Source organism: Enterobacter sp. 4974935 (assembly GCF_058661735.1).
Window position 1 is genome coordinate 2,614,638 of sequence record NZ_JBZWGT010000003.1, and the last position, 22,719, is coordinate 2,637,356.

Here is a 22,719-nt window from a genome sequence, read left to right on the forward strand (position 1 = left end):
CCTCGTAAACTAATCGGTGAGATGAAGGAATGCGGCTCCGCGCATGCCTCCTGCGTCCCCGTGTCGCGCACGCTCAATGCGCGGCACGCGGGCGACCGGCAATAAATGTCGGGGCAAACGCCCGGACAGCTGTTCCGTAATCGCAGTGAAATTTGACAGCCCTCCCCCGATCACCAGCAGATCCGGGTCGACGATGGTCAGGATATTCCCCAGACACACCGCCAGCAAATCAAGATAGCGCTCAACGTGCTCACGCGCCTGCGCGTCTCTTTGCTCCCACAGCGTAATGATTTGAGGGGCCTCAAGTTTCTGATGATAGAAGTGTTCATAAAGCCATGCAAACCCGCGCCCTGAAAGGTAACTCTCAATGCAGCCGTGCTGACCACAGCCGCAGCGGGTAAGCGGGAAATCACGACCAACGACGTCCAGCGCATCCACCGGCAGACGGATATGACCAAATTCTCCGGTAATGTAGCTGCGCCCGGTAATGGGCTTACCGTTAATGACAATCCCGCCACCGACGCCCGTTCCGAGGATCAGCCCCATCACCAACGGATAGCGACGAAACTCGTCGTCCCAGGCCTCTGAGAGAGCAAAACAGTTGGCATCGTTGTCTAAGCGCACGTCGCGCTCAAGGAGAGCAGAAAGATCGGCACGCAGCGGTTTGCCGCTGGCAGCAGGAACGTTGGCGGCATACAGCGTGCCGTCGTCGGTTTCGGGCATACCCGGTATACCAATGCCGACGCTGCCTTTGACGCCAAAGCGTTCATCCGCCTGCGCCACCAGCGCGGCAATGGCGGTTAAAAATTCATCGTAGCTATCGCGCGGCGTAGGCACGCGGGTTTCCCATTGTAGCTTAAGGTCTTTATCGAACACGCCGAGCGCAATCTTGGTGCCGCCAATATCAAATCCGTAATACATGATGCATTCCTCTGTTTGATTCAGCGGCCAAAAGACCGCTAAACCATGACGAAATTACTGGCCACTTAATACCCTCGCCGGATCAATTCGGCTTGCGCGACGCGCCGGATACCAGCTTGCCAGCAGACTCAGTAAAAGTGCTGTAACCAGCACATAAATGACGTCCAGCCAGTGCAGTTCAGACGGCAGGAAGTCAATAAAATAGATATCGCCTGACAGGAATTGATGGCCGATAAGCGCCTCAATCCCGTTGATAATCGGCGTCAGCTGAAGAGACACCACCACGCCGATGACCACGCCGCAGAGGCTACCAAACAGCCCCGCCAGCAAACCGTACCAGACGAAGATGGCGCGAATAAGACCGTCTTTCGCCCCTAAGGTACGCAGCACGGCAATGTCGCCGCTCTTGTCCTTAACGGCCATGACCAGCGTAGAGACGATATTAAAGCACGCCACGCCAATCACCAGCACCATCGCCAGATACATAATCGCGCGGATCATCTGGATATCACGGTACATATACCCGTAAGTGCCGATCCAGCTTTTGATGTAGACATAGTTATTGGTCACGCTGCCAGCGTCACGCACCAGTGTATTGGCGTTGAAAACGTCGTTAACCTTAATGGCAATGCCCGTCACGCTGTCGCTCATATCCAGATACTGGCGCGCATCTTCCAGCGGCACCATCGCGAAGCTGTGATCGAGCTGGCCGCTCAGCTGCAAAATACCGGTGACGTGCAGACGCACGCGCTTAGGCTGCTGCAATTTGTGATCAGCGCTGGCGTTCGGGATCATGATCGAGACCCAGTCGCCCTGCTTCACCTTCAGTGCATCGGCAACGCCTTTGCCCATGATGATCTGCTGTTCGCCAGCCTTAAAGTTTGCCCATGCACCATTTTGCACATAGCGAGGCAGCGCGCTCAGACGCTCCTCCTGACGTGGATTCACCCCTTTCACCTGAATGGCGCGCAGGTTTACCCCGCTCTCTACCAGCCCGGTAAAGTTGATGTAAGGTGCAGCCGCCGCAATGCCGGGTACCTTTTCCACTTTGTTCAGGGCATCACGCCAGCTGGACCACGGCTGGTTAACCGGCTCGATTTCACCGTGGGGTACAACGGCCAGAATGCGGTTATTCAGTTCGCGCTCAAAGCCATTCATGGCGCTTAAGCCCACGATTAGAACCGCCACGCCCAGGGCGATACCGATGGTGGAGATCACGGAGATAAGGGAAACCATCCCGCTCCGGCGACGACCGCGGCTAAAGCGTAACCCAATGAGTAACGATAACGGTGAAGCCATTACTCCGCTCCCATCAGCGTCAGTTCTGCATTCAGACGACCGTCGCGCATTTCCAGCTGACGGCCCATCCGCTTAGCCAGCTGCAAATCGTGCGTGACCACCAGAAACGCGGTTCCCTGCGCGGCGTTCAGTTCGCCGAGAAGCTGGAAAATGCTGTCTGCGTTACGCGCATCGAGGTTACCTGTCGGCTCATCCGCCAGCACCAGGCGCGGGTTGTTGACCAGCGCACGGGCGATGGCCACACGCTGACGCTCGCCGCCGGAAAGCTCAGACGGACGATGATTCCCGCGATGACCCAGCCCTACCGCGTTTAGCATGTCGCTGGCGCGGGCATTGATTTCTGCGGGTTTCTTTTTACCAATCAGCAGCGGCATCGCCACGTTTTCCAGCGCCGTAAAGTCCGGCAGCAGGTGGTGGAACTGATAGATAAAACCCAGCTCACGGTTACGCAGCTCGGCTTTCGCCGTAGACGACATTTTACTCAGCGGCTGCCCGGAAAAGATCACATCGCCTTCGGTTGGCGTGTCCAGCCCGCCCAGCAGGTGCAGCAGCGTACTTTTGCCGGAGCCGGAGCTGCCAACAATCGCCATCATCTCGCCTTCACCCACGCTAAAGCTGACATTGTGCAGCACGTCGGTCTGCACAGCGCCTTCCTGATAGCGTTTGGACAGGTTGTCGCACTGCAACAGGATCTTATTCATAACGTAAAGCCTCAGCGGGTTGAGTGGCGGCAGCCCGCCAGGAAGGATAAAGCGTAGAGAGCAGCGCAATAGCCATCGCGGCCAGCGCAATACCGACCACCTGGAGCGGCTCGATAGCCACCGGCAGCGCCGCACCATCAAGCAGCGCGCCGATAATCGGCATGAGATTGTTGAGCTGGCTGGCGAGCAGCGCACCCAGCGCCGCGCCGAGCAGCGCGCCGATGATGCCAGCGCTGGCGCCCTGGACCATAAATACCGCCATGATCTGGCGCGGCGTCAGCCCCTGGGTTTGCAGAATGGCGACTTCGCCTTGCTTCTCCATCACCATCAGCCCGAGCGAGGTGATGATATTAAACGCGGCAACGGCCACGATCAGGCTCAGCAGCAGCCCCATCATGTTTTTCTCCATGCGCACGGCCTGGAACAGTTCGCCTTTGCGGTCGCGCCAGTCCTGCCATTTCGTTCCTTCCGGTAGCGTCTGCTGGCTAAGGGTATCCACCTTCAGCGGCGCATCAAGCCACAGACGCCAGCCGGTGATATTTCCCGCCGGGTAGCGCATCAGACGCGAGGCGTCCTGAATGTTAACCAGCATCTGGTAACCATCGACTTCGCTGTTCGCCGCAAACGTGCCAATCACGTTGAACAGGCGCTGGCTTGGCAGACGCCCCATCGGCGTAAACTGACTGGCTGAGGGCACCATCACGCGCAGTTGATCGCCACGGTTGACCCCGAGCTGCCCGGCAAGCTGCTCACCGAGGATGACGTTGTATTTACCCGCTTCCAGGTCGGTTTGTTTCACATTGACCAGGAACGGCGTCAGCGGATCTTTTTGCGCCGGATCGATACCCAGCATCACCCCGACCGCCACGCTGCGGGCGCTTTGCAGCACCACATCGCCCGTCGTGAGGGGCGCAACGCGCGTGACACCCTGTAACTTCACCGCGCTTTCCGGCAGCTGTTGCGGGTTAACGGAGCCCTGAGTGGAAGAGAGAACGGCCTGCGGCATCAGCCCCAGGATATTGTTTTGCAGCTCGCGCTCGAAGCCGTTCATGACGGAAAGCACCGTCACCAGAGCCATCACGCCAAGCGTAATGCCAATAGTCGAAAGCCAGGAGACAAAGCGACCGAAGCGGTCCGCGGCGCGCCCACGCATGTAACGTAAGCCTATGAAGAGTGCGACAGGTTGATACATGAAATCCGTCTGTTTGCTGATAGCAGACCCACGAGTATATAAGCGAATCCGCTAAGCGTAAATGACTGAAACCGTAAGATTCGGTAATCATTTTTCCGAAAAATTCAGATAAATCATCATGCTACTGACTGAACTTCCGCCATACAGCCTCCACCTTTTCCGAAAATCGTCCTGATACAGACTGTTACCCGTTACATCGGGGTTTCATTTTACAACAATCGACCTTTCGTTTATGGCAACAAGGTCGTCACGCACAATGAAACAAAAAGCATTATGGATTAACCAGATAAAAGGGCTGTGCATCTGCCTGGTGGTGATTTACCACTCGGTGATCACCTTTTATCCTCACCTGGACGGGCTACAGCATCCGTTATCGGGCCTGCTCGCCAAATGCTGGGTCTACTTTAATCTTTACCTCGCCCCGTTCCGTATGCCGGTGTTTTTCTTCATCTCCGGCTATTTGATTCGTCGATATATTGACGAGGTGAACTGGCGCACCAGTCTCGACAAGCGGATCTGGAGCATTGTCTGGGTGCTGGCCCTGTGGGGCGTCCTGCAATGGCAGGCGCTGACCCATCTGAATGCCTGGCTCGCCCCCGAGCGTGAACTGGCGACAGCATCCAATGCGGCCTACGCCGATTCCGTTTCAGGGTTTGTACTGGGAATGCTCACGGCCAGCACCAGCCTGTGGTACTTGTACGCCTTAGTGGTCTACTTCACGCTCTGTAAACTGCTGAGCCGCTGGAAACTGCCGATGCTGGGGCTTCTGGCGCTGGCAAGCATCGCCATTAACTTCCTGCCTTTACCATGGTGGGGAATGAACAGCGTGGTGCGCAACATGATCTACTACAGCCTCGGCGCATGGTACGGCGCGCAGTTGATGACGTGGATGAAAGGGATGAATTTGCGCCGCAGCTGGCTGGTACTTATCGCCTCTGGCGCGGTGTCGGTAGTGCTGTGGTTCGCTAATGTTCCTCTGCCGCTCTCACTGCTGTCGATCGTGGTCATCATGAAGCTCTTTTACAGCTTCGAGCAGCGTTATGCCGTTCATCCCAATAATCTGCTGAACGTCATCGGTTCAAACACCATCGCGATTTATACCACTCACCGCATTTTAATTGAGGCGTTTAGCCTGCTCCTGATTCGCGAAATGAATGCGGCGTACTGGCCGATCTGGGCGGAGTTAACGCTGATTCTGGTCTATCCGTTCGTCAGCCTGCTCGTCTGCACGCTGGTTGGACTGGGCGCACGTAAGCTCTCGACCGCCCTCTTTGGCGACCTTTTCTTCTCCCCTCCCGCGCGTCTTACGCCACAGCTCGCCAGCCGCTAACCTACCCTGCCCCCATCCGGGGGCACTTTTCCTCTTGTGCGGTTACGATTTGCTTATGCATAACGATCGAGGATAATAAAGACATTGCGTATCAGTGATATGCCCCAATACTGTTGGTATATCCCCAAGAGACCCTGACATAGCCATGCCTGAACACTATCGTTTTTCCTTGCCTGTAAAAGCAGGTGACCAACGCCAGCTGGGCGAACTGACAGGCGCGGCCTGCGCCACGCTGGTGGCGGAAATTGCCGAGCGCCATCCGGGGCCGGTGGTGCTGGTTGCCCCGGACATGCAAAACGCCCTGCGCCTGCACGACGAAATTCGTCAGTTCACCGACAGTCTGGTATTCAGCCTGGCCGACTGGGAAACGCTTCCCTACGACAGTTTCTCTCCGCACCAGGAGATCATCTCCTCACGCCTGTCGACGCTGTATCAGCTCCCCACCATGCAGCGCGGCGTGCTGATTGTGCCGGTGAATACCCTGATGCAGCGCGTCTGTCCGCACAGCTATTTGCACGGCCATGCGCTGGTGATGAAAAAAGGCCAGCGCCTGTCGCGCGATGCCCTGCGCGTGCAGCTTGACGGAGCCGGTTACCGTCATGTCGATCAGGTGATGGAGCACGGCGAATACGCGACGCGCGGTGCGCTGCTGGATCTCTATCCGATGGGCAGCGACCAGCCGTATCGTCTGGATTTCTTCGATGATGAGATCGACAGCCTGCGCGTGTTCGATGCCGACACCCAGCGCACGCTGGAGGAAGTGGACTCCATTAATCTGCTGCCCGCCCATGAGTTCCCGACGGATAAAACCGCCATCGAACTGTTCCGCAGCCAGTGGCGCGACAGGTTCGACGTGAAACGTGATGCCGAACATATCTACCAGCAGGTCAGCAAAGGCACCCTTCCGGCCGGGATCGAGTACTGGCAGCCCCTGTTCTTTAACGAACCGCTGCCGGCGCTGTTCAGCTACTTCCCGGCCAATACGCTGATTGTTAACACCGGGGATATCGACGCCAGCGCCAGCCGCTTTGAAAGCGAAACGCGCGCCCGCTTTGAAAACCGGGGCGTTGACCCGATGCGTCCGCTGCTGCCGCCGGAAATGTTGTGGCTGCGTACCGACGAGCTCAACGCCGAGCTAAAACGCTGGCCGCGTATGCAGCTCAAAACCGATTCGCTTGCCGATAAGGCGGCGAACACCAATCTCGCGTTCCGGACGCTGCCCGATCTGGCCGTCCAGGCGCAGCAGAAATCCCCGCTCGATAACCTGCGCAAGTTTCTTGATTCCTTCACCGGGCCAGTGGTGTTCTCCGTTGAGAGTGAGGGTCGTCGTGAAGCGCTGGGCGAACTACTAGGACGGATCAAAGTTGCGCCGAAGCGCATTCATCGCCTGAGCGAAGCGACCGGAAATGGTCGTTACCTGATGATCGGCTCCGCCGAGCACGGATTTATTGATACGCTCAATAACCTGGCCTTGATTTGTGAAAGCGACCTGCTGGGCGAGCGCGTGGCGCGCCGTCGTCAGGACAGCCGTCGCACCATCAACCCGGACACCCTGATCCGCAACCTGGCCGAACTGCACCCCGGTCAGCCGATCGTTCACCTGGAACACGGTGTGGGTCGCTATCAGGGAATGACCACCCTCGAAGCAGGCGGCATCAAAGGTGAATACCTGATGCTGACCTACGCGAACGACGCCAAACTGTACGTGCCAGTGTCGTCCCTGCACCTTATCAGCCGCTACGCCGGTGGCGCGGAAGATAACGCGCCGCTGCATAAGCTGGGCGGCGACGCCTGGTCACGCGCGCGGCAGAAGGCGGCGGAAAAAGTGCGCGACGTGGCCGCCGAGCTGCTGGACATTTACGCCCAGCGTGCGGCCAAAGAGGGTTATGCGTTTAAGCATGATAAAGAGCAGTACCAGCTGTTCTGCGACAGCTTCCCGTTTGAAACTACGCCGGATCAGGCTCAGGCCATAAATGCCGTGCTGAGCGACATGTGCCAGCCGCTGGCAATGGATCGCTTAGTCTGCGGCGACGTGGGCTTCGGTAAAACCGAGGTAGCAATGCGTGCCGCTTTCCTGGCGGTGGAAAACAACAAGCAGGTGGCGGTGCTGGTGCCGACTACCCTCCTCGCCCAGCAGCACTTCGACAACTTCCGCGACCGCTTCGCCAACTGGCCGGTACGCATTGAGATGCTGTCGCGTTTCCGCAGCGCCAAAGAGCAGACACAAATCCTGGAACAGGCAAGCGAAGGCAAAATTGACATTCTGATCGGCACCCACAAGCTGCTGCAAAGCGACGTGAAGTGGAAAGATCTGGGGCTGCTGATCGTCGATGAAGAGCACCGCTTTGGGGTGCGCCACAAAGAGCGCATCAAAGCGATGCGCGCCGACGTCGACATTCTGACCCTGACCGCCACGCCGATCCCGCGCACCCTGAATATGGCGATGAGCGGCATGCGCGATCTGTCGATTATTGCCACCCCGCCGGCGCGCCGTCTGGCGGTGAAAACCTTTGTTCGCGAGTACGACAATCTGGTGGTTCGCGAGGCGATCCTGCGTGAAGTGCTGCGCGGCGGCCAGGTATATTACCTGTATAACGACGTTGAAAACATTCAGAAAGCCGCCGACAGGCTGGCAGAGCTGGTGCCGGAAGCGCGCATCGCCATTGGTCACGGCCAGATGCGCGAGCGCGAGCTGGAGCGGGTGATGAACGACTTCCACCATCAGCGTTTCAACGTGCTGGTATGTACCACCATCATTGAGACCGGGATCGACATTCCGACGGCGAACACCATCATCATCGAACGCGCGGATCACTTCGGCCTGGCCCAGCTGCATCAGCTGCGCGGGCGCGTCGGGCGTTCGCACCATCAGGCCTACGCGTGGCTGCTGACGCCGCATCCGAAGGCGATGACCACCGACGCGCAAAAGCGTCTGGAAGCTATCGCCTCGCTGGAAGATCTGGGTGCTGGTTTTGCGCTGGCGACGCACGACCTGGAGATCCGCGGCGCCGGTGAGTTGTTGGGTGAAGACCAGAGCGGCTCCATGGAAACCATCGGTTTCTCTCTGTATATGGAGCTGCTGGAAAATGCCGTCGACGCGCTTAAAGCCGGACGTGAACCGTCTCTGGAAGATCTCACCAGCCAGCAGACCGAAGTGGAACTGCGCATGCCTTCCCTGTTGCCGGATGATTTTATTCCTGACGTGAATACCCGTCTGTCGTTCTACAAACGCATTGCCAGCGCGAAAAGCGAAGGCGAGCTGGAAGAGATTAAAGTCGAACTGATTGACCGTTTTGGGATATTGCCCGATGCGGCGCGCAACCTGCTGGATATTGCCCGCCTGCGTCAGCAGGCGCAAAAGCTGGGCATTCGTAAGCTTGAAGGCAACGAGAAAGGCGGCGTAATTGAGTTTGCCGAGAAGAACCACGTCGATCCGATGTGGCTGATTGGCCTTCTGCAAAAACAGCCGCAGCATTTCCGTCTTGATGGCCCGACGCGTCTGAAATTTACTCAGGATCTGACGGAACGTAAAATCCGCATGGACTGGGTGCGTAACTTTATGCGTCAGTTGGAAGAGAACGCCATCGCATAACGGTTTCCCCCGCCAGCGCCCGGCTGGTGGGGGACAATTTACAAACTCTTTGCACTTCGCCCGATCTTCCCGACCATACATTCGCCATAATTATCATTAACGCCTTATAAAACAATAACCTTATCATTTGTATGGATTATGATAATGATGATTTCTTCGCGTTTTACCCGCTGGTTAACTCTGGTTGCGCTGGCCGCGACGGTTGCCGTCGCGCTCCCTGCTCGCGCCAATACCTGGCCTCTTCCGCCCGTCGGCAGCAACGTCGTAGGTGAAAACCGCTTTCACGTGGTTGAAAACGATGGCGGTTCGCTGGAAGCGATTGCTAAAAAATATAACGTCGGGTTCCTGGCGCTGTTGCAGGCCAACCCGGGCGTAGATCCCTATGTGCCCCGGGCGGGCAGCGTACTGACGATTCCGCTGCAAACCATCCTGCCGGACGCGCCGCGTCAGGGCATTGTAATTAACCTCGCCGAACTGCGTCTGTATTACTACCCGCCGGGCAAGAACGAAGTTACCGTTTACCCTATCGGTATTGGTCAACTGGGGGGCGATACGCTGACCCCTACCATGGTCACCACCGTCTCTGATAAGCGCGCTAATCCAACCTGGACCCCGACGGCAAACATTCGCGCCCGTTATAAAGCTCAAGGTATCGACCTGCCTGCCGTGGTGCCTGCTGGCCCGGATAACCCGATGGGGCACCATGCAATTCGCCTGGCGGCCTACGGTGGGGTTTATCTTCTGCACGGAACGAATGCGGATTTTGGTATCGGGATGCGCGTCAGCTCCGGCTGCATTCGCCTGCGCGATGACGACATCAAAACGCTCTACCGCGTGATCGCCCCTGGCACGAAAGTGAATATCATCAATACGCCGATTAAAGTGTCTGAAGAGCCGGGTGGCGTCCGTCTGGTTGAGATCCACCAGCCGCTATCGAAAAACATTAATGACGATCCGCAGACGCTGCCGATTAATCTGAATGCCTCGATGGTGAGCTTTAAAACGAATGCAAACACCGATGGCGCAGTGATGGAGCGGGCGATGGAAGCGCGCTCGGGGATGCCAACCGATGTCACGCGGCATCATGAGGTTGCTCAGCAGTCAATGTAGAACGGTAATAACGACAAACGCCCTGCATTAGCAGGGCGTTTTTTTTGCAGTGGCATAACGGAGGGTTGCGTTACGCTTATTTGTAGATAACTGCGGTACCGTGCAGGGTGTTAGGACCGGTCACAGAGGTGATGCGGAATGATTTCGCACCCATTTCGTCAGCTTTTTGTGCCAGCTGATCTTCCAGAGAGCCGAGGTTAGTCCCGGCAGTGGCAGAGATGGTACCGACTTTCTGCTGGTCTGCTGGAGTGGATTGCACTTCAACAGCAGCGAAGCTTGCGAAAGAGAGTGAACTCAGAACGGCGGCAGCGATGAGGGTTTTAACGTTTTTCATGATTTTATACCTTTGGGCAGATGATGTAGTGGTCGTTAGTTATTTAGTTAACGATCGATAGGTAAATGATAGATGTGATCCAGGTCACACGTCAACCCATTTTTATAATGGTCGTTAAATTAATTTCATTTTCCTTATATTTCATAAAGATAAAATTAAATTATTTTTAAGAAATCACCGCTGGTCGTCGCAGACGTTTATTTTTATAATGACTATTCAACAAAACAACAGAGGACCAACGGCACATGACAACCGATGTCACGCGTTGCGCAAAGAAAAGCCGTGGCCGACCAAAAGTGTTCGACAGGGATGCGGCGCTCGATAAGGCCATGACGCTCTTCTGGCAGCATGGGTATGAAGCCACGTCGCTCTCCGACCTGGTGGAAGCAACGGGCGCGAAAGCCCCTACCCTGTACGCAGAGTTCACCAACAAAGAAGGCTTATTCCGGGCCGTTCTGGACAGATACATCTCGCGCTTCGCGGCAAAACACGAAGCCCAGCTATTCTGTGAAGAAAAAACGGTTGAGCAGGCATTGCAGGATTATTTCTGCGCAGTCGCAACCTGCTTTACCAGTAAAGACACGCCCGCGGGCTGTTTTATGATCAACACCTCCGCGACCCTCGCGGCATCGTCGAAAGAGATTGCCAACACGGTCAAATCGCGCCATGCGATGCAGGAGGAGACGCTCAGCACGTTTCTGGCTCAACGCCAGCAGCGCGGTGAAATTCCGGCGCATTGCCGTCCGCAGGAGCTGGCCCAGTATCTGAGCTGTATTCTACAGGGGATGTCCATCAGCGCCCGTGAAGGCGCGACGCTGGAAAAACTGCAGGGGATTACGCAAACAACGCTGCGCCTGTGGCCTGAACTTCTTAAACTCTGACGCAAAAAAAAGCTCCTCAGCCTGAGCGCATGAGGAGCTAAGTTCAGAGAACATCTTTTTTACACTTTGTTATTCAGTATCAGCTGACCATTGCTGTCGAGAGGGATCTGCGTACCAGGATCTTTATCCATGCGGATTTTGCCCTGCTGATCGCCAATTTTGTAGGTTACGTCGTAGCCCAACATTTTTTCAGACTTGTCATACACGGTTTTACAGCGCTGCTGCGTTGTGGTGTAGGTATCATTTTCCTGCATCGCGCCCTGCACCTGGTTACCGGCATAACCGCCACCCAGCGCACCAACTACCGTCGCGACATCCTTACCACGGCCACCACCAAACTGATGACCAATCACCCCACCAGCAACCGCGCCCAGCACGGAGCCAGCGATACGGTTTTCATCCTGAACCGGACGACGATGGGTGACAGAAACATTACGGCACTCCTGACGAGGCGTCTTGACCGTCTCTTTGATCGGTGTAGCGGTAACCACCTGCGCATACTGCGGGCCACGATCAAGTACGTTCAGACTGGCAACGGCAGCCACACCTAACGCAGCTGCGACGCCAATCCCTATACCCGCCAACATTGATTTATTCACGGGACTTCCTCCTTTGTTGCAATTGGTAGCAATTTTGCAGCACAATAAACGCTTCGCCAATAAGATAAAGGATCAAAAAACCGGGGGATGAGCTGGGATAGCGTCTGTTTAAGAGAACTCTTAAGCGTCAGGAGCGAAATGCACAGCATGATGTGCTAAGAATTCCCTCCGGAGAGCCCGGAGGGAGGGAGAAATTAGTGCAGCTTCAGGCGTGGGCGGATAACGCGGTTGATGCGGCCGACCAGCATCATCAGGCCGGTTTTGAAGTAGCCGTGCAGCGCAATCTGGTGCATACGGTACAGAGAAATGTACACGAAGCGGGCGATGCGCCCTTCCACCATCATAGAGCCGCGCATCAGGTTGCCCATCAGGCTGCCCACGGTGGAAAAGTTTGAGAGCGATACCAGAGAGCCGTGGTCTTTGTAGACATAGGCTTTCATCGGTTTGCCTTTCATCTGCGCCAGGATGTTATGCAGCACGAGGCTTGCCATCTGGTGCGCGGCCTGAGCGCGAGGAGGCACAAACCCGCCTTCCGGACGCGCGCAGGAGGCACAGTCGCCGATAGCGAAGATGTCCGGATCGCGCGTGGTTTGCAGCGTCGGCTCTGTCACCAGCTGGTTAATGCGGTTTGTCTCCAGCCCACCGATATCTTTCATGAAATCAGGCGCTTTGATCCCCGCAGCCCAGACCATCAGGTCGGCCTGGATGTATTCGCCGTCTTTGGTATGCAGTCCGCCCTCATCCGCGCTGGTCACCATGGTCTGGGTCAGCACGCGCACGCCCAGTTTGGTCAGCTCGTTGTGCGCCGCTCCGGAAATACGCGGCGGCAGCGCAGGCAGAATACGTTCACCTGCTTCCACCAGCGTCACATTCAGCGCTTCATTAGTCAGCCCTTTGTAGCCATAGCTGTGCAGCTGTTTGACCGCATTGTGCAACTCCGCCGATAATTCAACGCCCGTTGCGCCACCGCCCACGATAGCAATGTTAACCTTGCCGTTAGCACCCATGTTGTTGGTGTACTTCAGGAACAGGTTAAGCATCTCCTGATGGAAACGACGCGCCTGATGCGGGTTATCCAGGAAGATGCAGTGCTCTTTTACGCCTGGGGTGTTGAAATCATTGGACGTACTGCCCAGGGCCATCACCAGCGTGTCATATGCCAGCTTGCGCTCAGGAACCAGCAGCTCGCCTTTATCATCACGCAGCTCAGCCAGCGTGATGGTTTTGTTTTCACGGTTGATGTCCACCACCGAACCCAGCTGGAACTGGAAGTGGTGGTTACGCGCATGTGCCAGATAGCTGAGCGCATCCACGCCCTCATCCAGCGACCCGGTCGCCACTTCGTGCAGTAACGGCTTCCACAGATGGCTGTGGTTACGATCCACCAGCGTGATTTTGGCTTTCTTACCGCGACCCAGTTTCTTACCCAGCTGCGTCGCCAGCTCCAGCCCGCCAGCACCACCGCCGACAATCACTATCTTTTTCAATGGCGTAGTCAACGTGACCCCCTCAAATTATTAACCAATTGTTAATTAAAAGTTATATAAATAACCCTTAATTAACAACAGGTTACTGCGCTGAAACCATTCAGATTCATTGAGAATAGCACGTCAGGCGCATTGGTCATACCAAAATTGATATGCATCAAGTTTTGATGGTTTAAAAGTAGACAACTCTGACAAAAAAGAGGCCCGGCACGCTTTCACGTACCGGGCCTTTGTCAGGTTCAGGGAGTTCAGCCCAGCGTTTTAAAGGCCTTAATACGCTGCAAGTGCGGGGAAATATTTTTGAACTTGTGGGTCTGCTCTTCGTCCCAGACAATTTCGTAGTAATGATGCAGAAGTTCGGCAGCGCGGGAGCTGTCCAGCGCTTCATCGTTGCGGGAGAGGATCGCCAGACACCGGTCGCGGTTCTTTTCGCGGAAATTGCTCACGCATTTTGTTGCGATATCGGCGTACTCTTCCGGACGGTCAATCTTGCCTTCCATGTTTTCGTTTGGAAACAGGTTAGGATTAAAAATGACCTGACGGATATCGCACAAAAAACCGATGCGCTCTGCCCAGTATCCCCCCAACCCCACGCCGCAGATCAGCGGACGATCGTCGATATTGAGCTGCAACATTTTGTCCACTTCTTTAAGCAGATGCTGCATGTCATGTTTCGGATGACGCGTGCTGTAACTGATCAGCCGGACATCCGGATCGATAAACTGCAATTGCAGCACTTTCTCATGATTACCAGGACTGTTTGAGTCAAAACCGTGTAAATAAATGATCATCGTCTCACCACGCTACGCCTTCCGGGATGAATTAAAGGGCTGCTTTATGTGCCTGCCAGCGCTCGTTCAGGGCTTCAAGCCGGGCGTTTACCGATTTCCAGCGCGCCGAGTCCATCAGCTCCTGACGACTAAATGAACCTTTATGATACAATTGTGTAACACGTTCAGCATTGATCGGCGACAGGTTATCCAGCACGCTCACCGCCCCTTTACGATTATTGCAGACGAGGATCATATCGCAACCTGCATCCAGCGAAGCCTGCCCACGTTCGGCATAGCTTCCCATGATCGCCGCCCCTTCCATGGATAAATCGTCAGAGAAAATAACGCCATTGAAGCCCAACTCCTGACGCAGCACGGTTTTAAGCCAGTGCGGAGAGCCGCTGGCCGGACGCGGATCAACGTCACTGTAGATGACGTGCGCAGGCATAATAGCGTCCAGCTTGTTATCGGTAATCAGCGAGCGGAAAACAGACATATCTTTAGCGCGAATGTCTGCTTCCGGGCGCGGATCGCGCGGGGTTTCTTTATGGGAATCCGCCGTCACCGCCCCGTGGCCAGGGAAATGTTTGCCGGTGGTTTTCATGCCCGCATCGTGCATACCGTCAATGAAGCGCGTCGCCATTGCCAGCGCGATACGTGGATCGTCATGATACGAACGCTCACCTATTGCCGCACTAATGTGTCCTACGTCCAGCACCGGGGCGAAGCTGATATCGATATCCATGGCGATCATCTCGCTGGCCATCAGCCAGCCTGCTTCCTGCGCCAGTTGACCGCCCTCTTCAGCACCCAGCAGCGCAGCAAAAGATTGTGCGGCGGGTAAACGCGTAAACCCTTCGCGGAAACGCTGCACGCGTCCACCTTCCTGGTCGACGGCCACCACCAAGCGATTGCGTGACGCCGCGCGGATCTGGCGAACCAGCTCGCGCAACTGCGCCGGATCGTGATAATTGCGGGTGAAAAGAATCAGCCCCCCTACCAGCGGGTGCGCCAGAATTTCGCGCTCTTCCGCATCCAGCTCAAACCCTTCAACATCCAACATTACTGGACCCACACCAACCTCTCTTATCCTTTCGTTTGTAACTGACGCCAGGCATCATTTGCCAGCGCAATAAATTGTTCGTCATCTGTCTGCTGAAGGCGCATTTCAAACCATCCCGCCATCAGCATCAGCACCCACGGACGCCAGCGCGCGACCTGCCGCGCAAGGGTGAGTACATTTATGTTGGCGTTTCGGGCATAGGCGGTTATCAGCTGCACGCGCGAAGCCTCATCAGGCATCCAGACCGCAGCGAGTTCAAGCGCCACGTCACCGTCCCCGGCATATTCCCAGTCGATAAGTTTCTCGCCCGCCGTGGTATGAACGATATTCCCCGCATGGACATCCATATGCAGCGGCGCCAGACGTAACGCCTTCGGCTCTCCCGCTTTACGCAGCCGCTTAAGCTGCGCCAGCCAGAAGGGCGTGCGTCGTCCAGGCGCAGCCTGCTGCCAATAGCTATCCAGTAATGGAAGTAACGTCACCTGCCAGCCCAGACGCGGCTGTCGATGCAGATGATACAGCATGGCTGCCAGCGTGGGCGTATCGGGAAGCTCGCTTTTGATCTCACCCGCAATAAACGCCACCGCCATCCAGTCCCTGATAAAGAGATGAGGTTTCGGGGCAAGGTCGGCGGGAAGGCGCTTCAGGGCGCGGAACTGGCGACGAAAATGGGCGGCAGGCGCGGCGGCATCGTGATGCTGACGTAAAACCAGCCGATGGTCGCCACGCTCAATAATGCAACTCGCGCCGCCAAGCCCGACGGGGGCTTGCGGCGCGATAACACGGTACTGGGGGAAATAACGCGTCAGGACATCATGACGCGTGCGCTTATTGTTGCGTAACGGCACCTTTACCTGACCAGATAATTTCGCCGGTTTGAACCAGCATTAACTGCATCTGCAACGACGGCGTGTTCACGTTGCCTGTCGCGTTAGAATAAAGGACATACTGCGCGCCAACGTTGCGGGCGATACCAATCGCTTTACTGCGCGAACCCAGGCTGTCCTGAGGCGACAGACCAAGCTGTTGCTTGGCGACCGCGAGCTGCTGGGCTGAGACCAGCGTAAATTTACCGTTGTTTGCCAGCGCGTTGCGCAGGGTTTCCGTCGCTTCTCCCGCATTCAGGGAACCGTTTGTACGGTTGTTCACGCTGTCCACCAGCAGCACACTGCCAGGCGTAACGCCCTGTGCCTGCAACATTTTGCCCACCATCGGCTGCATCGCGCCGTTCCAGTCATAGTGCCGCACTCGCGGCGCAGGCTGCGCGGTATCGTCCGGATGTTCGATCGGGCCAGGCTGCGCCGGAATAGTCGGTACAGACGGCACGGTTGGAACAGGTTGCGCCGGTGTTGTTGGCTGTTCCGTTCCCGGCTTCGCCTGATCCACCGGTGCAGGTTCTTCCGTTCGCGTCACACAGCCTGCCAGAAAGAGTGCGAACGCACTCAGGAGCGCATAACGGCTCATTGTTTTAATCAAGGTTCACTCCTTACAAATAAAGATAAAGTCTCACCTTATGTGCACCCAGATAGCTGGCGCTGCCGTAGAGCGTGACCGACGATCTTGCCGGGACCGTCACGCTACGCGGCGCCTCAAGCGGGTGCATCTCAAGACCTCTCACGTCATACCAGTAGAAGCGATAATGCACCGTCACTGGCTCTTGCCTTTCGTTATAGAGCGTAGAGGAGGCAGAAGACTGGATTTCGCTTATGGTCAACGAAGGATTTTCCGCCGTGATGCCCGCAGCAAGCACTGAGGACTCCATCACCAGCGTCTGTTCTTCACTGACCGGGATGGCGGGACGCGCGCTGCACCCAACCATAACCAGCGTCACGATCAGCGCTGCAATACGCCCAGTTAACATATTAAAGACCTTTATGTGCCAGCATCGGTCCCAGTGGACGTCCACCCAGAAGATGCATATGAATATGATAGACTTCCTGGCCGCCATGGCGATTACAGTTCATGATCAAACGGTATCCATCTTCAGCAATCCCTTCCTGCTCAGCAATTTTCGCGGCCACCGTAAGCATACGGCCCAGCGCAACTTCATGCTCGGTTTTAACGTCATTGACGGTCGGAATCAGAATATTGGGAATAATAAGGATGTGCGTCGGCGCCTGGGGAGAAATGTCGCGGAAAGCCGTGACCAGTTCATCCTGATAGACAATATCCGACGGAATTTCGCGGCGGATAATTTTACTGAAAATCGTTTCTTCAGCCATGACCTTTTCCTTTTAAGTTTAATCTGGCGTCGTGCGTCCGTTGTTAACACACATTGTCTGTTTTACTGTGTGACACAACACAAGAGTATGAGCGAGTTTCTCCTGTCCTTTCAACCTTCTCCCGTGATTTCTTTCCTGATTATCGCCCATCTGGCTGAAGAGGCATCGCTTTAGGACATTTCTTTTCTGAAACCTGATTTCAGTTCATCCCGAAACATCTGTTTACAGCGTTAATCACAATGCGTATATTTCGCATTTGCATTTTCATGCGCATTTTTAACATAGAAAACGACGTCAGCCCGTGCTAGCGGGACTGTCGCGCACTACCTTCACCATTCACTAAGGGTTTGATGATGTCTTTCATTAATCACACCAGGGATGGGCAACGTCAGCCTGCCGCAACACCTTCGTTGCTGGCCGCCTGCATTGCTATGGCATTGACGCCAACCACCGCTTTCGCTGCTTCAACAGCCGAAGATACCGTCGTCGTTGATGGGGGTTTTGATAACACACAGGATCTTTCTGCCAGCCAGGATCAGGATTACAGCGTAAAAACCACCACCACCGGCACCAAATTGTTGCTGGTTCCCCGCGACATCCCACAGTCCGTCAGCGTTATCAGCCAACAACGTATGGCTGACCAGAATCTGCAATCCATCGGCCAGGTGCTGACGAACACCACGGGCATCACGGCGCAGGTGCAGGACAGCGATCGTACCGTATTTTACTCACGCGGATTTTTCGTCAGCAACTACGCCTATGACGACCTTCCAACGTCCATCAGTGAAGTGTGGAACTTTGGTGATACCGCCGCCGATACCGCAATTTATGACCGCATTGAAGTGGTCCGCGGCGCCACAGGCCTGATGTCCGGGACGGGCAACCCGGCGGCGTACGTTAATATGGTGCGCAAGCATGCGGACAGCCAGGAATTTAAAGGCAACGTCTCCGCCAGCTATGGCAGCTGGGACAAGCAGCGTTACGTGCTGGATCTCCAGGCGCCGCTGGTGGAATCAGGTAAGGTACGGGGTCGTCTGATCACGGGTTATCAGGACAACGACAGCTTCGTGGATAACTACCACTACCGGAAGAAATTCCTCTACGGCGTGATGGATGCAGATGTTACCGACAGCACGACCCTCTCTGTAGGGTATGAGTATCAGGAAAGCCATACCGCTGACCCAACCTGGGGCGGGCTGCCGACCTGGTACAGCGACGGAAGTAAGACCAACTACAATCGCAGCCAGACCGTCGCGCCTGACTGGGCCTATTCAGATAAAGACAGCACCCGCATCTTCGCTAACCTGACCCAGCGTTTCGATAATGGCTGGGAAGCGCACATCAACGGCATGCATGCTGAAACCAACTTTGACTCTAAGCTGATGTATATGTCCGGTTATCCGGATAAAGAGACCGGCGCTGGCCTGGTGGGTTACGGCGGCTGGAACCGCGGGGAACGTAAACAGGATGCGGTCGATGCCTTCCTGCGCGGCGGCTTCGATCTCTTTGGCCGTCAGCACGAGATGATGTTCGGCGGCAGCTTTAGCCGTCAGCGTAACCATTACGACAACACCATGCCGGATGCAGTATACGGCATGGTTGATGTCGGCAACTTTAAGAACTGGAACGGGAACATTGCCGATCCGCAGTGGACGCCGTGGAAACTCTACAGCAAGGATGATATTCGCCAGTCTTCAGCCTATTCCTCTGCGCGTTTCTCACTCGCCGATCCGTTGCACCTGATCCTGGGGGCGCGTTACACCCAATACAACATTCGCTATAACCCCGCTGGTTCGCCGAATACACGTCTGGAAAGCACCAAAGATGATGTCACGCCGTATGCCGGCCTGGTGTATGACATCAATGAGGACTGGTCGACCTACGTCAGCTATACCTCTATCTTCCAGCCGCAGGATAAGCGCAATGCCAGTGGACGTTATCTCGACCCTACCACGGGTAAAAGCTACGAAGCCGGGGTGAAGGCAGACTGGTTTAATACCCGCCTCACCACCTCGCTGGCGATTTTCCGCATTGAGCAGGATAACGTGGCCAGCAACACGTATACCTACATGCCGAGCGGTGAGTCGATTTATGAATCGCTGGACGGGGTGGTCAGCAAAGGGGTCGAGTTTGAGCTCAACGGTGCACTGACCGATAACTGGCAGCTGACCTTTGGCGCGACGCGTTACATTGCAGAAGATAAGAATGGCAACGCTGTCAGCTCCGATCAGCCGCGCACAACCATGAAGTTGTTCACTCGTTATCAACTGCCAATGCTGCCGGAACTGACCGTGGGCGGTGGCGTAAACTGGCAGAACAAAGTGTGGACGGACGTGGAAGGCGGTCCGGCAGGACGTTCCCGCGCGGAGCAAGGCAGCTATGGGCTGGTGAACCTGTTCAGTCGCTATCAGGTCACCAAAGACTTTGCTGTTCAGGCTAACGTCAACAACCTCTTCGACAAAGAGTATTACGACTACGTCGGATCGTATGTAGTGTATGGCGCGCCACTGAACGTTTCGGTTAGCGCGAGCTACGACTTCTGAGTATTAAGCCCGGTGGCGCTGCGCTTACCGGGGCTACCCATCACGTAGGCCGGGTAAGGCGCAGCCGCCACCCGGCCCCCCAAACCGAGTAATAAAAAAGGCAGCCATTCGGCTGCCTTAGTCTCCCCAGATCACAGCTTAGTTGTTGCGGATGTACTCATCCATTTCGGTTTTCAGGTTATCGGATTTCGTTCCGAAGATTGCCTGAACACCAGAACCTGCAACAACGACGCCTGCTGCGCCCAGTTTTTTCAGACCCGGCTGGTCGACTTTCGCAACGTCGGCAACGCTCACACGCAGACGAGTGATACACGCGTCCAGGTTAGTGATGTTCTCTTTACCGCCGAAAGCAGCAACCAGAGCAGGTGCCATTTCGCTGGTCACACCGGCTTTGCTGTCTTCCGTTGCATCTTCACGACCCGGTGTTTTCAGGTCCAGTGCTTTGATCAGCACGCGGAAGACGGTGTAGTACACCACTGCGTAGCCAGCACCCACGATTGGGAACAGCCACAGCTTGCTGCTGTTACCGGACAGAACGATGAAGTCGATCAGGCCGTGAGAGAATGACGTACCGTCACGCATACCCAGCAGGATACAGATTGGGAATGCCAGACCTGCCAGTACCGCGTGGATGATGTACAGGATCGGCGCAACGAACATGAAGGAGAACTCGATCGGCTCGGTGATACCGGTCAGGAACGAGGTCAGCGCTGCGGAGATCATGATACCGCCCACTTTTGCACGGTTCTCTGGTTTAGCAGAGTGCCAGATAGCAATTGCAGCGGCCGGCAGACCGTACATTTTGAACAGGAAGCCACCAGACAGTTTACCTGCCGTTGGGTCGCCCGCCATGTAGCGTGGGATGTCGCCGTGGAACACCTGACCTGCTGCGTTGGTGTATTCACCAATCTGCATCTGGAATGGAACGTTCCAGATGTGGTGCAGACCAAATGGTACCAGGCAGCGCTCAATGAAGCCGTAGATACCGAATGCCACAACCGGGTTCTGGTAAGCTGCCCACTGAGAGAAGGTCTGGATTGCCGTACCGATTGGTGGCCAGATGAAGGACAGGACCACACCGGTGAAAATCGCGGCCAGACCAGAAATGATCGGCACAAAACGTTTACCCGCGAAGAAGCCCAGATACTCAGGCAGCTTGATGCGATAGAAGCGGTTAAACATATACGCTGCAATCGCACCGGAGATGATACCACCGAGAACACCGGTGTCCGCCAGGTGCTTAGCGGCAATCTCTTCAGCAGGTAAATGCAGTACCAGCGGCGCAACCACAGCCATGGTTTTCACCATGATGCCGTAAGCAACAACGGACGCCAGAGCGGAAACACCGTCGTTATTGGTGAAGCCCAGAGCAACACCGATAGCGAAGATCAGCGGCATGTTAGCAAAAACAGAACCGCCTGCTTCGGCCATCACGTGGGAAACTACGGCTGGCAGCCAGCTGAAGTTTGCAGAACCGACACCCAGCAGGATACCTGCGATAGGCAGTACGGATACTGGCAGCATCAGCGATTTACCGACCTTTTGCAGGTTAGCAAATGCATTCTTAAACATAATTGAGAGTGCTCCTGAGTATTTGTGCTTTTTTTTACGTTTTCACGCATTGGCCCGGGGGGAGTACCGCGCCGTGGACAGGACATCTAAGCGCCCTTTATTTATTACACAGAGTAAAATAATTCCCTCTGAGTTTGTTTGACGGCTATCACGTTTCAGTTCAAGACGGCCAAAAAACTTGCAGATATTTACATAAAGCATGTCTGGATGTGTCTAAAAACGCCATCACCGCCCTGAATGAGGCGGTGAACTTTACTCGCTTTACTTATTAATTACGAGCCTAAAAATAACAGGTGTATCAGACAGATTGCAGGCGGGCGGGGTCAATATGGAACAGGCTGGCGAAGTTTTCCGTTGTCACGCGAGCCAGTTCTTCAATACTGACACCTTTCAGAACGGCCATATACTCAGCGACATCCCGGGTCATCGCTGGCTGGTTCTCTTTGCCACGATGAGGCACCGGCGCCAGGTACGGGGAATCGGTTTCCACCAGAATACGATCCAGCGGAACATAGCGCGCCGCATCACGCAGTTGCTCAGCATTACGGAACGTGACAATCCCCGAGAACGAGATATAAAAGCCCAAATCAAGCAGCTTACCCGCCGTTTCTCTGTCTTCTGTGAAACAGTGTAGTACGCCACCGCAATCCGTCACCTTTTCTTCCCGCAGGATACCCAGCGTGTCGGCGCGCGCATCTCGGGTGTGAACGATAACCGGCTTATTCAGTTCCCGGCCAATGCGGATGTGGTTACGGAAGGATTCCTGCTGGCGAGGTTTCGTTTCCGGAGTGTAGAAATAGTCCAGGCCGGTCTCGCCCATCGCCACTACGCCCTCTTCTGCGGCAAGACGGCGTAAATCCTCAACGTCGTACGCTTCATCCTGATTCAGCGGATGCACGCCGCAGGAGAAGACGACATTATCGCGCTCGCCTACCAGTTCACGCATGGAGCGGTAACCCGGCAACGTGGTTGCCACGGCCAGGCAAAATTTCACATCGCGCGCGGCGGCTTTCGCCAGCACGTCGTCCACATTTTTATGCAGGGATTGATAATCCAGGCCATCGAGATGGCAGTGTGAGTCGACTAAAAACATAATGTCT

General features: G+C 55.5%; 20 protein-coding genes. 5 read left to right on the forward strand and 15 right to left on the reverse strand.

Annotated features, from left to right (window positions below; translation table 11 throughout):
• Window positions 1–9: 9 nt before the first annotated feature.
• From nagK to lolC, 4 genes are read right to left on the reverse strand one after another with little or no spacing between them, the layout of a single operon-like run.
• Window positions 10–921: an N-acetylglucosamine kinase gene (gene nagK, locus AC4OVS_RS13860; protein ID WP_421767625.1), complete on the reverse strand. Its 912-nt coding sequence runs from the start codon at window positions 919–921 to the stop codon at window positions 10–12.
• 54 nt (window positions 922–975) lie between these two features.
• Entirely contained in the window at window positions 976–2,220 is a 1,245-nt protein-coding gene (gene lolE / locus AC4OVS_RS13865; protein ID WP_022647758.1) for a lipoprotein-releasing ABC transporter permease subunit LolE, read from the reverse strand.
• Window positions 2,220–2,921, reverse strand: coding sequence for a lipoprotein-releasing ABC transporter ATP-binding protein LolD (gene lolD / locus AC4OVS_RS13870; protein ID WP_032624471.1), 702 nt, complete (start codon window positions 2,919–2,921; stop codon window positions 2,220–2,222). The genes lolE and lolD overlap by 1 nt, the downstream gene beginning before the upstream one ends.
• Entirely contained in the window at window positions 2,914–4,113 is a 1,200-nt protein-coding gene (gene lolC / locus AC4OVS_RS13875) for a lipoprotein-releasing ABC transporter permease subunit LolC (protein WP_017384712.1), read from the reverse strand. Before lolC ends, lolD begins: the two co-directional genes overlap by 8 nt.
• 256 nt (window positions 4,114–4,369) lie before the next feature.
• Here lolC and AC4OVS_RS13880 point away from each other — a divergent pair, with 256 nt between their 5' ends.
• From AC4OVS_RS13880 to ldtC, 3 genes are all read left to right on the forward strand, one after another.
• Window positions 4,370–5,443: an acyltransferase family protein gene (locus AC4OVS_RS13880; RefSeq protein ID WP_022647756.1), complete on the forward strand. Its 1,074-nt coding sequence runs from the start codon at window positions 4,370–4,372 to the stop codon at window positions 5,441–5,443.
• Between the two features lie 145 nt (window positions 5,444–5,588).
• Window positions 5,589–9,035: a transcription-repair coupling factor gene (gene mfd, locus AC4OVS_RS13885; protein WP_032624473.1), complete on the forward strand. Its 3,447-nt coding sequence runs from the start codon at window positions 5,589–5,591 to the stop codon at window positions 9,033–9,035.
• Between the two features lie 144 nt (window positions 9,036–9,179).
• Entirely contained in the window at window positions 9,180–10,145 is a 966-nt protein-coding gene (gene ldtC, locus AC4OVS_RS13890) for a L,D-transpeptidase LdtC (RefSeq protein WP_491922504.1), read from the forward strand.
• Window positions 10,146–10,221: 76 nt separating this feature from the next.
• Here ldtC and bhsA read toward each other — a convergent pair whose 3' ends face one another.
• Window positions 10,222–10,479, reverse strand: a complete 258-nt coding sequence (gene bhsA / locus AC4OVS_RS13895) for a multiple stress resistance protein BhsA (RefSeq protein WP_006809234.1) — start codon at window positions 10,477–10,479, stop codon at window positions 10,222–10,224.
• A 245-nt stretch (window positions 10,480–10,724) separates the two neighbouring features.
• On the opposite strand from bhsA, the gene comR reads away from it, so the two are divergent.
• Window positions 10,725–11,360 (forward strand): TetR family copper-responsive transcriptional repressor ComR, encoded by a 636-nt coding sequence (gene comR / locus AC4OVS_RS13900; protein ID WP_022647753.1) that lies wholly within the window; start codon window positions 10,725–10,727, stop codon window positions 11,358–11,360.
• A 59-nt stretch (window positions 11,361–11,419) separates the two neighbouring features.
• Here the strand turns inward: comR and AC4OVS_RS13905 are convergent, their stop codons facing one another.
• The 8 genes from AC4OVS_RS13905 to hinT all read right to left on the reverse strand — a co-directional run bounded on the left by AC4OVS_RS13905 (window position 11,420) and on the right by hinT (window position 17,504).
• Window positions 11,420–11,959, reverse strand: coding sequence for a glycine zipper 2TM domain-containing protein (locus tag AC4OVS_RS13905; RefSeq protein ID WP_491922505.1), 540 nt, complete (start codon window positions 11,957–11,959; stop codon window positions 11,420–11,422).
• A gap of 194 nt (window positions 11,960–12,153) precedes the next feature.
• Entirely contained in the window at window positions 12,154–13,458 is a 1,305-nt protein-coding gene (locus AC4OVS_RS13910) for an NAD(P)/FAD-dependent oxidoreductase (protein ID WP_017693633.1), read from the reverse strand.
• Between the two features lie 236 nt (window positions 13,459–13,694).
• Window positions 13,695–14,237, reverse strand: a complete 543-nt coding sequence (ycfP, locus tag AC4OVS_RS13915) for an alpha/beta hydrolase YcfP (protein WP_022647750.1) — start codon at window positions 14,235–14,237, stop codon at window positions 13,695–13,697.
• Between the two features lie 31 nt (window positions 14,238–14,268).
• On the reverse strand, window positions 14,269–15,294 hold the full coding sequence (gene nagZ / locus AC4OVS_RS13920; protein WP_491922506.1) for a beta-N-acetylhexosaminidase: 1,026 nt from the start codon (window positions 15,292–15,294) through the stop codon (window positions 14,269–14,271).
• Window positions 15,295–15,305: 11 nt separating this feature from the next.
• Complete coding sequence (thiK, locus tag AC4OVS_RS13925; protein ID WP_023305871.1) at window positions 15,306–16,130, reverse strand: thiamine kinase; 825 nt, start codon at window positions 16,128–16,130, stop codon at window positions 15,306–15,308.
• Complete coding sequence (lpoB, locus tag AC4OVS_RS13930; RefSeq protein ID WP_085929697.1) at window positions 16,111–16,755, reverse strand: penicillin-binding protein activator LpoB; 645 nt, start codon at window positions 16,753–16,755, stop codon at window positions 16,111–16,113. The genes thiK and lpoB overlap by 20 nt, the downstream gene beginning before the upstream one ends.
• Before the next feature lie 13 nt (window positions 16,756–16,768).
• Entirely contained in the window at window positions 16,769–17,143 is a 375-nt protein-coding gene (locus AC4OVS_RS13935) for a YcfL family putative periplasmic lipoprotein (RefSeq protein ID WP_022647747.1), read from the reverse strand.
• Window position 17,144: 1 nt separating this feature from the next.
• On the reverse strand, window positions 17,145–17,504 hold the full coding sequence (gene hinT, locus AC4OVS_RS13940; protein WP_006809243.1) for a purine nucleoside phosphoramidase: 360 nt from the start codon (window positions 17,502–17,504) through the stop codon (window positions 17,145–17,147).
• A gap of 353 nt (window positions 17,505–17,857) precedes the next feature.
• Here hinT and fhuE point away from each other — a divergent pair, with 353 nt between their 5' ends.
• Window positions 17,858–20,047, forward strand: coding sequence for a ferric-rhodotorulic acid/ferric-coprogen receptor FhuE (gene fhuE, locus AC4OVS_RS13945; protein WP_032622149.1), 2,190 nt, complete (start codon window positions 17,858–17,860; stop codon window positions 20,045–20,047).
• Between the two features lie 138 nt (window positions 20,048–20,185).
• Here the strand turns inward: fhuE and ptsG are convergent, their stop codons facing one another.
• Window positions 20,186–21,619 carry a PTS glucose transporter subunit IIBC gene (gene ptsG / locus AC4OVS_RS13950; protein ID WP_006809245.1) on the reverse strand — a complete coding sequence of 478 codons (1,434 nt, stop codon included), beginning with the start codon at window positions 21,617–21,619 and terminating at the stop codon, window positions 20,186–20,188.
• Between the two features lie 298 nt (window positions 21,620–21,917).
• Complete coding sequence (locus AC4OVS_RS13955; RefSeq protein WP_023299800.1) at window positions 21,918–22,712, reverse strand: metal-dependent hydrolase; 795 nt, start codon at window positions 22,710–22,712, stop codon at window positions 21,918–21,920.
• Between the last annotated feature and the right edge of the window lie 7 nt (window positions 22,713–22,719).

Bases quoted from the DNA above. Each gene is read 5' to 3' on its own strand.
- ptsG (WP_006809245.1), bottom strand. From the start codon at position 21,619: ATGTTTAAGAATGCATTTGCTAACCTGCAAAAGGTCGGTAAATCGCTG.
- ldtC (WP_491922504.1), top strand. From the start codon at position 9,180: ATGATGATTTCTTCGCGTTTTACCCGCTGGTTAACTCTGGTTGCGCTG.
- AC4OVS_RS13955 (WP_023299800.1), bottom strand. From the start codon at position 22,712: ATGTTTTTAGTCGACTCACACTGCCATCTCGATGGCCTGGATTATCAA.
- hinT (WP_006809243.1), bottom strand. From the start codon at position 17,504: ATGGCTGAAGAAACGATTTTCAGTAAAATTATCCGCCGCGAAATTCCG.
- bhsA (WP_006809234.1), bottom strand. From the start codon at position 10,479: ATGAAAAACGTTAAAACCCTCATCGCTGCCGCCGTTCTGAGTTCACTC.
- AC4OVS_RS13880 (WP_022647756.1), top strand. From the start codon at position 4,370: ATGAAACAAAAAGCATTATGGATTAACCAGATAAAAGGGCTGTGCATC.
- lolD (WP_032624471.1), bottom strand. From the start codon at position 2,921: ATGAATAAGATCCTGTTGCAGTGCGACAACCTGTCCAAACGCTATCAG.
- ycfP (WP_022647750.1), bottom strand. From the start codon at position 14,237: ATGATCATTTATTTACACGGTTTTGACTCAAACAGTCCTGGTAATCAT.
- lolC (WP_017384712.1), bottom strand. From the start codon at position 4,113: ATGTATCAACCTGTCGCACTCTTCATAGGCTTACGTTACATGCGTGGG.
- fhuE (WP_032622149.1), top strand. From the start codon at position 17,858: ATGTCTTTCATTAATCACACCAGGGATGGGCAACGTCAGCCTGCCGCA.
- lolE (WP_022647758.1), bottom strand. From the start codon at position 2,220: ATGGCTTCACCGTTATCGTTACTCATTGGGTTACGCTTTAGCCGCGGT.
- AC4OVS_RS13935 (WP_022647747.1), bottom strand. From the start codon at position 17,143: ATGTTAACTGGGCGTATTGCAGCGCTGATCGTGACGCTGGTTATGGTT.
- mfd (WP_032624473.1), top strand. From the start codon at position 5,589: ATGCCTGAACACTATCGTTTTTCCTTGCCTGTAAAAGCAGGTGACCAA.
- comR (WP_022647753.1), top strand. From the start codon at position 10,725: ATGACAACCGATGTCACGCGTTGCGCAAAGAAAAGCCGTGGCCGACCA.
- nagK (WP_421767625.1), bottom strand. From the start codon at position 921: ATGTATTACGGATTTGATATTGGCGGCACCAAGATTGCGCTCGGCGTG.